This window comes from Clostridium sp. (assembly GCF_021443865.1).
Taxonomy (GTDB): domain Bacteria; phylum Bacillota; class Clostridia; order Clostridiales; family Clostridiaceae; genus Clostridium.
The window spans coordinates 59,288-70,021 of sequence record NZ_JABUTB010000007.1 but is presented as its reverse complement, the minus strand read 5'-3'; the positions used below and the strand labels follow the sequence as shown (position 1 = coordinate 70,021).

11 protein-coding genes are annotated in these 10,734 nt (G+C 30.5%); 3 read left to right on the top strand and 8 right to left on the bottom strand.

Features of this window, described 5'->3' with window-relative positions:
* Positions 1-124: 124 nt before the first annotated feature.
* The 7 genes from HUJ77_RS02525 to HUJ77_RS02495 form a co-directional block, all read right to left on the bottom strand.
* Positions 125-949, bottom strand: a complete 825-nt coding sequence (locus HUJ77_RS02525) for an RnfABCDGE type electron transport complex subunit B (protein WP_291706997.1) — start codon at positions 947-949, stop codon at positions 125-127.
* Between the two features lie 12 nt (positions 950-961).
* Positions 962-1,549 (bottom strand): RnfABCDGE type electron transport complex subunit A, encoded by a 588-nt coding sequence (locus HUJ77_RS02520; RefSeq protein ID WP_291706999.1) that lies wholly within the window; start codon positions 1,547-1,549, stop codon positions 962-964.
* 5 nt (positions 1,550-1,554) lie between these two features.
* The gene (locus tag HUJ77_RS02515; protein WP_291706996.1) at positions 1,555-2,265 is read right to left on the bottom strand and encodes an electron transport complex subunit E; all 711 of its coding nucleotides are present in this window, start codon (positions 2,263-2,265) and stop codon (positions 1,555-1,557) included.
* Between the two features lie 3 nt (positions 2,266-2,268).
* Positions 2,269-2,898, bottom strand: coding sequence for an RnfABCDGE type electron transport complex subunit G (locus tag HUJ77_RS02510; protein ID WP_291706995.1), 630 nt, complete (start codon positions 2,896-2,898; stop codon positions 2,269-2,271).
* Positions 2,891-3,904, bottom strand: coding sequence for an RnfABCDGE type electron transport complex subunit D (locus HUJ77_RS02505; RefSeq protein ID WP_291706994.1), 1,014 nt, complete (start codon positions 3,902-3,904; stop codon positions 2,891-2,893). The genes HUJ77_RS02510 and HUJ77_RS02505 overlap by 8 nt, the downstream gene beginning before the upstream one ends.
* Before the next feature lie 64 nt (positions 3,905-3,968).
* Positions 3,969-5,291 carry an electron transport complex subunit RsxC gene (gene rsxC, locus HUJ77_RS02500; protein WP_291706993.1) on the bottom strand — a complete coding sequence of 441 codons (1,323 nt, stop codon included), beginning with the start codon at positions 5,289-5,291 and terminating at the stop codon, positions 3,969-3,971.
* A 307-nt stretch (positions 5,292-5,598) separates the two neighbouring features.
* The gene (locus HUJ77_RS02495; RefSeq protein WP_291706992.1) at positions 5,599-6,738 is read right to left on the bottom strand and encodes an amidohydrolase; all 1,140 of its coding nucleotides are present in this window, start codon (positions 6,736-6,738) and stop codon (positions 5,599-5,601) included.
* Between the two features lie 302 nt (positions 6,739-7,040).
* Between HUJ77_RS02495 and ahpC the strand changes: the two genes are divergently transcribed.
* The 3 genes from ahpC (at position 7,041) to HUJ77_RS02480 (ending at position 9,662) form a co-directional block, all read left to right on the top strand.
* Positions 7,041-7,604 carry an alkyl hydroperoxide reductase subunit C gene (gene ahpC, locus HUJ77_RS02490; RefSeq protein WP_291706991.1) on the top strand — a complete coding sequence of 188 codons (564 nt, stop codon included), beginning with the start codon at positions 7,041-7,043 and terminating at the stop codon, positions 7,602-7,604.
* Between the two features lie 9 nt (positions 7,605-7,613).
* On the top strand, positions 7,614-9,158 hold the full coding sequence (gene ahpF, locus HUJ77_RS02485; protein ID WP_291706998.1) for an alkyl hydroperoxide reductase subunit F: 1,545 nt from the start codon (positions 7,614-7,616) through the stop codon (positions 9,156-9,158).
* 135 nt (positions 9,159-9,293) lie between these two features.
* A complete protein-coding gene (locus HUJ77_RS02480) occupies positions 9,294-9,662 on the top strand; it encodes a nuclear transport factor 2 family protein (RefSeq protein ID WP_291706990.1) in 369 nt (122 codons plus the stop codon).
* Between the two features lie 77 nt (positions 9,663-9,739).
* Here HUJ77_RS02480 and HUJ77_RS02475 read toward each other — a convergent pair whose 3' ends face one another.
* Positions 9,740-10,708, bottom strand: coding sequence for an aliphatic sulfonate ABC transporter substrate-binding protein (locus tag HUJ77_RS02475; protein ID WP_291706989.1), 969 nt, complete (start codon positions 10,706-10,708; stop codon positions 9,740-9,742).
* Positions 10,709-10,734 lie beyond the last annotated feature (26 nt).

Below are 10,734 nucleotides of genomic sequence, written 5' to 3'. Positions count from 1 at the left end.
CATTAGAAAAACAAGTTAATGAATTAACCAAGGAAATAATTGAAATTAAATCTCTACTTCAAAAAAAATAAGCTACTAGCATTTAATTAACTAATAGCTTATTTTTATTTAAATGATTATTATATTAAACTGATATGGTAATGTTTGAATCAATAGTACTACTATGCTTAATTATCTTAACTGGGCATTTTTCAGCACACTTTCCACAATTTATACATTTATCGTAGTCTATTTTTGCTAAGTTATTCTCAACTGTAATAGCATCGCTTTCACATACTTTAGTACATAACTTACAACCTATACAACCAACATCACATACTGCTTTAACTTCTTTACCCTTATCATTAGACATACATTGAACTTGATATTCAGCACTATATGGAATCATTTCAATAAGATTCTTAGGGCATGTTTTTACGCATTTTTCACAGGCAACACATTTTTCTTTATCTACTACAGCTATTCCATCTATTACATGAATAGCATCAAATAAACATTCTCTTACACAAGATCCATAGCCTAAACATCCATAAGAACAACCTTTGTCTCCTGCCCCTGGGGCAATTACAGCTTGAGAACAATCTTCTGTTCCATAATAATTATATTTTTTCTTAGATTTTTCACAAGTGCCTCCACATTTTACAAAGGCTACTTTCTTTTCACTTTCTTCTAGTGCAACTCCCATAACTTCACTTATTTGATTGGCTACTGTTACACCTCCAACTGGACAGCTATTAGCAGCAGCTGTTCCTTCTGCTATAGCCTTTGCTAACCCATCACATCCTGGAAATCCACATGCTCCACAGTTATTTCCTGGAAGTAGTTCTCTTACTTGTAGTTCTTTTTCATCTACTTCTACTTGCAACTTCTCTCCTGCAATTCCAAGAAGAACACCAATAATAATTCCAATTCCCCCTAAAACTGCTGTTGCTATTATAATCTCTCCCATTTTATATCCCCCTTATAGCCCAGCGAATCCCATAAAAGCAATTGCCATAAGTCCTGCGGATATTATTACTATAGGCATACCTTTAAAAGATTCTGGTATATCATTATGTTCTATTCTCTCTCTTATTCCTGCAAGTATTAAAATTGCAACTAAATATCCTATAGATGTCCCAAGACCTGATACTACACTAAAAATAAAGCTTTGAAGATTGCTTGTATATTGTACTTGTACATTGGTAAGAGCAACTCCAAGAACTGCACAGTTTGTGGTTATAAGAGGAAGATAAACTCCAAGAGCTTTATATAAACTAGGTATATATTTCTTTAGAATCATCTCCACTAATTGAACTAAAGCAGCTATTACCACTATAAATACAATGGTCTTCATATATTCAAGATTAACTTTCACAAGTATAAAATTATAAATAAGATTAGTTATTGCAGAAGAGAATGTTATAACAAATATAACTGCTCCTCCCATTCCAACTGCTGTCTCTGTCTTTTTTGAAACCCCTAAGAAAGAACAAAGACCTAAGAATTGACTAAGTAATACATTATTTATAAAAATAGTAGTTATTAAAACTAAAATTAAATCTTTTATCATAATTATTTACCCCCCTCATCAATTCCATTAATCATTTCAATTTTTGAACTACAGCCTGAAAGAGTACATCCAGCACAACTTGAAGTGCAGCTCTCTTCTGACTTCTTCTTATTAGTAGCACTAGGTGCATTAAATTTATTTTGAAGGGCTGTTAAAAATGCAATTACAAAGAATGCCCCTGGAGCTAGTACAAATATGGATACTGGTTCATAGGAAGATGGTAATATATTAAGTCCAAATGCTTGCCCACTTCCTATTATTTCTCTTACAGCACCAATAACTAAAAGTCCTAAGGTAAAGCCTAGTCCCATTCCAATTCCATCAAAAATAGATGACACCACATCATTTTTTGCTGCATAGGCTTCTGCTCTTCCAAGGATTATACAGTTAACAACTATAAGAGGTATATAAATACCAAGGGATTTATATAGGCTCTCATAAAAATATGCCTCAAGTAGCATTTCTACTACTGTAACAAAAGATGCTACTATAACTATATATGCAGGCATCCTAACCTTATCAGGTATAACTTTTCTAAGCATTGATATAAGTAAATTTGAAGCTACTAAAACTGCTGTTGTTGAAAGTCCCATTCCAACTCCATTAATAGCAGCTGTAGTAACTGCCATTGTAGGACACAATCCAAGCATCATTACAAAAGTAGGATTTTCTTTAATTACTCCATTATAAATACGTTCTGTACATTTATTCATTTATTAAAAAGCCTCCTTACCTAAAATATTTTCTTCTGCAAATACTAATGCTGAATTTACAGCTTCAGTTACAGCAGAAGTTGTAATGGTAGCTCCACTTATAGCATTAATTTCATCTTCTTTAGATGCACCTGATTTTGAATATTTTATTTCTTTAACATTTTTACCTGCAAATTGTGATTTAAATTCTTCTTCAGTAGCCTTCATACCAAGTCCTACTGTTTCACTAATTGAAAGTATTTCAAAGCCTTGAATTTTTCCTTCCTTATCAAGTCCAAGGGAAATTTCAATATTTCCACCATATCCATTAGGTGAAGTGGCATTTATGATATAACCTATAGTTTCATTCTTTGATTTTGCAATTAAAGCTTCATTTACTGTAGTTCCATTAAAACCTTTTTCCTCTAAAAAATCCTTAGAAGACTCACATTTTTTAACTAAGGTTTCATTTGCTTCAAAAGTTTCTGCTTCATTAAACATTCCTCTATAAGCTTTATTTTTCTCTTCTGTTCTAGCATAAGCAATAGGCTCTTTTGTAACCTTGTTAACTGTTGATAATATAAATCCAGAAACAAGAGTTATAATTAAAAGTATTATTGTATCTTTAATTATTGTATTTTTTCCCTTAGCCATTTATAGTAGCCTCCTTTCCAAATGCCTTTGGAAGAGTGTATTTTTCGATAAGAGGTACCATCATATTAGATAATATAATAGCATAGGAAACTCCTTCTGCTGAACTTCCATAATACCTAAATATTGCTGTAATAAATCCTAGTAAAATTCCAAAGTATATCTTTCCTTTTTGGGTTATTGGGCAAGTAACATAATCTGTTGCCATAAAGAAGGCCCCAAGCATTAAACCACCACCAAAAAGATTTCCTATAAGATATTCTATGTTAAGACCTTTTCCACCTAAAATATTCATTATTATAATAAATCCAATAAATGATCCTATATATGTCATAGGAATTTTTAGAGAAATTATTTTTTTTCTAAGAAGATAAATTGCTCCTATTAAAATTGCAACTACAGAGGTTTCTCCAATTGTTCCACCTGTTGTTCCAAGGAACATACTTAATAAATTATAATCTCCTCCTGTTTTAACTGCTGTAAGTATAGTTGCTGATGAAACACCATCCACCATAGCATATCCATTTACAGCTGCATGTCCATTCATTATAATTCCTTTAACTGTACTATCTGCTGCAATCCCAAAGTCAGTCATTATTCTTGAAAATGAAATAAGTAAAAAGCATCTTGCAGCTAAGGCAGGATTCATAAAGTTTTGTCCAAGCCCTCCAAATAGCTGCTTAACAATTATTATTGCAAAAACTCCCCCTACTATTGGCACCCAAAAAGGTACAGTAGATGGTAAGTTATATGCTAATAACAGACCTGTTAATACTGCACTAAAGTCATTTATTGTAATTTTTTTATTCATTCTTTTTTGATAGATATATTCAGTAATCACGCAAGTGGCAACACTTATTAATATTATTATTAATGCATTTAATCCAAAGTTATATATTCCAAATAAACCTGCTGGAATTAATGCAATTGCAACATCAGCCATTATAGTTTTAGTACTTTCTTTACTTCTTACATGAGGTGATGCTGATACATTATATAATTCACTCATTTTAGATAATTCCTTTCCCCATAAATTTTATTTCCCCTAAGTATTTTTATAAATTAAAATTTTATTACTTCTTTTTTCTACTATCTAAAACACTTTTCCTACTTTGTTTAAAGGCTTGTGTAATTCTCCTTTTAGCAGGACAAATATAAGTACAACTTCCACATTCATAACATTCCATACCATTAATAGCTATAAATGATTCATTGTCTAACCCATCTATAGTTTCAATTGCTTTTTGAGGTATAAGATTGCTAGGACAAACTTCCACACATCTTCCACAACGAATACAAGCTGTAGGTTCATTCTTGGCTACTTCATCTTCTAGAAAACATAAAAGTGCAGAGGTTGTTTTAGTTACTGGAACATCCAGATTAAATATGGCAACTCCCATCATAGGTCCTCCTGAAATGACTTTTTCAGGTCTTTCTTTAAACCCTCCTGCTTCTTCTATAAGCTCAGAATAGTTTGTCCCTATTTTTACTTCAAAGTTTCTAGGATTGCTAATAGCATCTCCTGTTACTGTAATTATTTTTCTCATAAGAGGTGTTGATTCACATACAGCCATGTAAATTGATACTACAGTATCAACATTATCAACAACACAACCTGCATCTGCTGGTAGCATAGTTGAATTAATTTTTCTTCCTGTTGTAGCGAATATTACAGAACGTTCTGCTCCTTGTGGATATTTAGTTTTAAGAACCCTTACAGTAATATTATCTTCTCCTTCTACTGCCTTTCTAATAACTTTTATAGCCTCTGGCTTATTATCTTCAATGGCAATTATTCCTTTAGCCTTTGGGAATAAACTTAAAATAACTTTAAGTCCTCCAATTACTTTTTCAGGCATTTCAAGCATAACTCTATAGTCTGAAGTTAAATAAGGTTCGCATTCTACTGCATTTACAATTACATAATCAATAGCATTGTCATCCTTTGGAGTAAGCTTAACATGAGTTGGAAAGCCAGCTCCTCCTAGACCTACAATGCCTGCTTCTTTAATATAATTTCTTATTTCATCTTTAGAAAGTTTAGTATAATCTCTTTTTTCGCCAATACCATCCATTTTTCTGTATTCGTTATCATTTTGAATAATAATCGACATAACTTTATTACCTGAAACATTAAGTTTTGGTTCAATAGCTTCTACTGTACCAGATACTGAAGATATAATATTGGCTGAAATAAAACCTGTAGACTCTGCTATTTTTTGCCCTACTAACACTTTATCTCCAACAGCAACTATTGGTTTTGCAGGTGCTCCTATATGCTGAGCTATAGGGTATACCAAATTTCCTTTAGGTAAAATTTCCTTTATGGGAAGATCTTTTGATATATCTTTCCCATCCCTTGGATGAATACCACCTTTAAATGTACCTAATTTCATAAACTCAACCCTTTACCATTAAATTTTTGAACAATATAATTATATTCCAAAGGGAATAAATTAACAATTATAAAAAAACAATTTATTCATTTAATTACATTTATTTCAATAATATTGAATTATTTTACACATTCTATATGTAATTAAAAAATATTCTATTAATCTTATATATTAAATTTCCTTTTAAATTTGAATTTAATAACTACTTTATAATTAATATTTATAAAAAAATGTCCTATACTTCAAAATTAAATTAATTAATTTTATAGCATAGGACAATCTTAATATATTTGTTAATAATAAAATGTTATAATGCCTTAATTACTAAATTAGCAAAATACTTTGCTGCAATAATTAATGCCTCTTCCTTTAAATTATAAGAAGGATGATGCCATTCTTTTGTTCCTCCAACTCCTATCCAAATAAAAAATCCTGGAATTTTATTTTGATATAATGCAAAATCTTCTCCTCCAGTACTTTCTTTGGCTAGTTCAACTTTATATCCTAATTCAATTGCAGCTTCAGTAACTACTTTAGTATAGCTTTCATCATTATAAACTCCTGGCAAATATGGATACCATCTAAAATCTACGTTAGCACCAAAAGCTGATGCAATTCCTTCTATATTTCTATTAATTAAATCAGGAATTATTTTTCTAACATCCTTTTGAAAGGTTCTTACTGTACCTTCTAAATAAGCCTTTTCAGGTATTACATTCCAGGTGTTACCTGATTGAAACTTAGTTATACTTATAATAGTATTATTAAAAGGACTTAAATTACGACTTATAATTGTTTGTAATGAAGATACTATTTCACTAGCTACTATAATTGGATCTATACATCTTTCTGGAATAGCAGCATGTCCTCCTACTCCAATAACATCTATTTTAAATTTATCTACACTTGCCATAAGTGGTCCTGATTTTATACCTATTGTTCCTACTGGAAGGTCTGGTTTATTATGCATTCCAAAGATAGCTTTTACATCCTTTAAGACTCCAGAATTTATAATGATTTCAGCTCCTTTTGCATTTTCTTCTGCTGGCTGAAATATAATTCTTACCTTTCCATGTAATTTTGATTTATTTTTATTTATAATAATAGCTGCTCCTAAAATTGCTGAAGTATGAAAATCATGACCACAAGCATGCATTACACCATAATTTTTAGAAGCAAAGTCTAAACCTGTTTCTTCTATAATAGGAAGTGCATCTATATCTGCTCTTAAAGCAATAATTGGTCCAGGATAGTCTCCTTCTATTTCAGCAACCACCCCAACTGTTAAAGGTAAATTTAATATATTTATATTTTCCTCCTTTAACCACTTAATAATTCTTTTAGTAGTTTCATGCTCCTCCATAGATAATTCAGGATTTTCATGTAATTCTCTTCTATATTTAATTAGTTTTTCACTTAATTTATTTTCATTAATAGGTAAAAGCATATTATTTGTCTCCTCTCCTGTTTAGGACATTATCTTAAGATTTTTTTATAATGTAAGATACTATCTAGTATTTATTACTCTATACTATTCTTTTAATCTGTAAAAATTACCTTGAATAATAAAAATACTACTATCTTATTTTTATTGACTAATAGAGAATTTATAACTTGATAACTTATTATTACATTAATTGCTTCTGTTGTTAATTATTTAATTTGGAGAAATTCCTTATGAATAATGATTTATTATCTAGCGAATAATATGTGTTGATAACTATCATAAATATAAAGGAGAGATTATATATGTCATTAATCGGAAAGCAAGTTGAAGCCTTTAGAGCAGATGCATATCAAAATGGAAAGTTTATTCAAGTAACAGAAGAAGATTTCAAAGGTAAATGGAGTGTAGTTTGTTTCTATCCTGCTGATTTCACTTTTGTATGTCCTACTGAACTTGAAGATTTACAAGACCAATATGCAACTCTTAAATCTTTTGGTGCTCAAGTTTATTCTGTTTCAACAGATACTCACTTTACTCACAAAGCATGGCATGATACATCTGAAGCAATTGGTAAAATTGAATATATTATGATTGGAGATCCTTCTCATGCAATTTCATGGAGCTTTGACGTTCTTATAGAAGAATCTGGTCTTGCTGATAGAGGTACCTTTATTATAGATCCAGATGGAACTATTCAATGTATTGAAATTAATGCTGGTAATATCGGCCGTGATGCTAGTTCTATAGTAGATAAAATAAAAGCTGCTCAATATGTAAGAAATAATCCAAAGGAAGTTTGTCCTGCAAAATGGAAAGAAGGATCTAAAACATTAACACCTGGTCTCGATCTTGTTGGAAAAATTTAATAGGTACTTATTATGTTAGATAATAATCTTAAAGAGCAACTACTAACCTACCTTAATATGTTAGAAAATGATATTTTAATAAAAAAGAATTTAGGTACTGATAAATATTCTTTAGAGGTAGCTGAACTTCTTAATGAAATTGCTTCTATGTCTTCTAAAATTCATATGGAAGATGCTGATTTACAAAGAACTCCTAGCTTTAGTGTTAATTCTATGTATGAAGATACTGGGGTGATTTTTGCAGGAGTTCCCCTGGGGCATGAATTTTCTTCTTTAGTTTTATCCTTATTACAAGTAAGCGGAAGACCTCCTAAAGTAGATGAAAGTATAATAAATAGGATAAAATCTATTGATAGGGAATTGAATTTTGAAACTTATATAAGCTTAAGTTGTCATAATTGCCCTGATGTTGTTCAGGCATTAAATCTTATGAGTATTTTAAACCCAAAAATCACTCATAGCATGATAGATGGTGAAAGCTTTAAAGAAGAAATTGAAGCTAGAGATATTATGGCTGTTCCAACTATATTTTTAAACGGTGAAGTTTTTGATAGCGGTAGAATAAGCCTAGAAGAAATTTTATTAAAGCTTGGTGAAAAGAAAGATAGTACTTCTCTTAATGATAAAGGAATTTTTGATGTTTTAGTTATTGGTGGAGGCCCATCTGGCTCTAGTGCAGCAATATATTCTGCTAGAAAAGGCCTTAAAACTGGAATTGTAGTTCAGCGCTTTGGTGGTCAAGTAATGGATACAATGGCTATTGAGAATTTTATTAGTGTTCCTTATACAGAAGGCCCAACACTATCTAGAAACTTAGAAGAACATGTGAAAAGCTATAATGTTGATATTATTAGTTCTGAAAGTGCAAAATCAATAACTAAAAATAATGATTATATAGAGGTTACTTTAGAAAGTAATGCTACTCTTAAAAGTAAAACTCTTATAATTTCTACTGGGGCAAAGTGGAGAGAACTTGGTGTTCCAGGTGAAAAAGAATTTAAAAATAAAGGTGTAGCTTATTGTCCTCACTGCGATGGTCCAATTTATAAAGGAAAGGATATAGCTGTAGTTGGTGGTGGTAATTCTGGTATTGAAGCTGCTATTGACCTTGCTAACATAGTAAAGCATGTAACTGTATTAGAATTTTTACCTGAATTAAAGGCGGATGCTGTTTTACAAGAAAAGTTATATTCCTTACCTAATGTTACTGTGCTAAAAAATGTTCAAGTAAAAGAAATTACAGGAACTAATAAGGTAAATGGCTTAGTATATATTGATAGAAACACCAATGAAGAAAGTAACATAAGGCTAGAGGGAATCTTTGTGCAAATTGGATTAGTACCAAATACAAAATGGCTTAATACTATTTTAGAAATGAATAAGATAGGTGAAATTATTGTAGATAAAAAATGTGCTACAAGCTTAGAAGGTGTTTTTGCAGCTGGAGATTGTACTGATAATCCTTATAAACAAATTATCATTGCAATGGGCTCAGGAGCAATAGCCTCCTTAAGTGCTTTTGATTATCTTATTCGTAATAAGCAAAATATATAAATATCATATTTGATAAGGGAACTTTCTTTTAAGTTCCCTTAATTTATATATTTACAAAGGTAGAATTTCAATTAATAAATTATGTATAGTATAATTAAAGTATATAGTGAGATTTTTTAAAAGGAGAATTGTTATATGGAAGAATTTATAAGAGAGTTTTGGAGTAGCGTAGTTGCTCAAGATAAAGATAACTTAAGAAAATATTTTTGGGAAGATGCAATAATTCGATGGCACTGCACCAATGAGTCATTTAATTTAAATGAATACATTATTGCCAATTGTGAATATCCAGGAAATTGGAGTTGTGAAATTGAACGCTTAATTGAAGTTGAAAATAATATTATTACAGTAGCCAGAGTTTACAGTGAAGAAATGTCTTGTCATGCTACATCTTTTTTCAAAATAGAAAATAATAAAATCAAAGAACTTAATGAATATTTTGGTGATGATGATTTTCCTCCCAAATGGAGATTGGATAAAAAATTAGGAAAGCCAATAAAGTAAAGTACTGTTATGAAAACTGCAGATAAAAAAACACACAACTAAAATTAGTGGTGTGTTTATAATATATTTTTTATTAACTAGTTTAAAAATAATGAATCTGTATTAAATTCTTTATCTATCATTTTAGTCTTATACATAAAGTCTGCTACATTTTGCATTGCTTCACGGTCAGCTTCTGTTATTTCAATATTAAAATCGTATTGTTTAAACATTTCTTCTACTGCTGCTTTTTCTAAGCCAAGATCATTAGCAACTATTTCCATTGTTTCATCATGATTTTCATTTATAAAGTCAAGAACCTTAGATTGAGTCTTAATAAATAAATCTATTTCTTCTTTATGTTCATTATAAAAATCTTCTCTAACAGCAACTACATTTACTCCATCAGTTAAGCCCTTTCCATCTGCTATCAGGTTATATCCTTCTTCCTTTGATTTATATGAAGTAGCACCAGCAACTAATGCTGCATCAATACTTCCAGCATCTAATGCTGCTTTTGCATCTGGAATAGACATATTTACATAATTTACATCTTCAATAGTCATTCCTGCTTTTTCAAGATAAGCTACTAATAATTGGTGTAAAGTAGTTCCCACAGGACCTGCTACTGTTTTACCTCTTAAGTCTTCTGCTGATTTAATACTTGCATCCTTTGAATATATAGTATAAGCTTCTGGAGATCTTCCATATATATTTAATACCTTTATGTCTGCACCATTTGCAGCTGCTAACACTGCTGAAGTTCCTCCAAGAGCATATAATATATCAACATCACCTGATGCTAATGCTTGAGTTTGATCTGCTCCTGATGTTATTTCTGCATATTTAACAGTAATGTCCTTACCATTATTCTTAAATTCTTCTTCTATCATATTTTTATTTTTTTGTACTATACTTGGTACATTTAAAGGGGCTGTTACGTGAGTTATTGTTAATTCACTTAAATCTGATTTTTTAGCCTCTCCTTTTTGTGAACATCCTACCATAGATGTTATAATTACAGCTCCTGCTATAATAGATGTTAGTACCTTGTTTCTTAATTTCATTTTGTTTTCCTCCAATTGTATATTTT

Excerpts from the sequence above, each read along its gene's own strand:
- HUJ77_RS02525 (WP_291706997.1), bottom strand. The coding sequence starts at position 949 with ATGGGAGAGATTATAATAGCAACAGCAGTTTTAGGGGGAATTGGAATT.
- HUJ77_RS02515 (WP_291706996.1), bottom strand. The coding sequence starts at position 2,265 with ATGAATAAATGTACAGAACGTATTTATAATGGAGTAATTAAAGAAAAT.
- HUJ77_RS02510 (WP_291706995.1), bottom strand. The coding sequence starts at position 2,898 with ATGGCTAAGGGAAAAAATACAATAATTAAAGATACAATAATACTTTTA.
- HUJ77_RS02505 (WP_291706994.1), bottom strand. The coding sequence starts at position 3,904 with ATGAGTGAATTATATAATGTATCAGCATCACCTCATGTAAGAAGTAAA.
- rsxC (WP_291706993.1), bottom strand. The coding sequence starts at position 5,291 with ATGAAATTAGGTACATTTAAAGGTGGTATTCATCCAAGGGATGGGAAA.
- HUJ77_RS02495 (WP_291706992.1), bottom strand. The coding sequence starts at position 6,738 with ATGCTTTTACCTATTAATGAAAATAAATTAAGTGAAAAACTAATTAAA.
- ahpC (WP_291706991.1), top strand. The coding sequence starts at position 7,041 with ATGTCATTAATCGGAAAGCAAGTTGAAGCCTTTAGAGCAGATGCATAT.
- HUJ77_RS02480 (WP_291706990.1), top strand. The coding sequence starts at position 9,294 with ATGGAAGAATTTATAAGAGAGTTTTGGAGTAGCGTAGTTGCTCAAGAT.
- HUJ77_RS02475 (WP_291706989.1), bottom strand. The coding sequence starts at position 10,708 with ATGAAATTAAGAAACAAGGTACTAACATCTATTATAGCAGGAGCTGTA.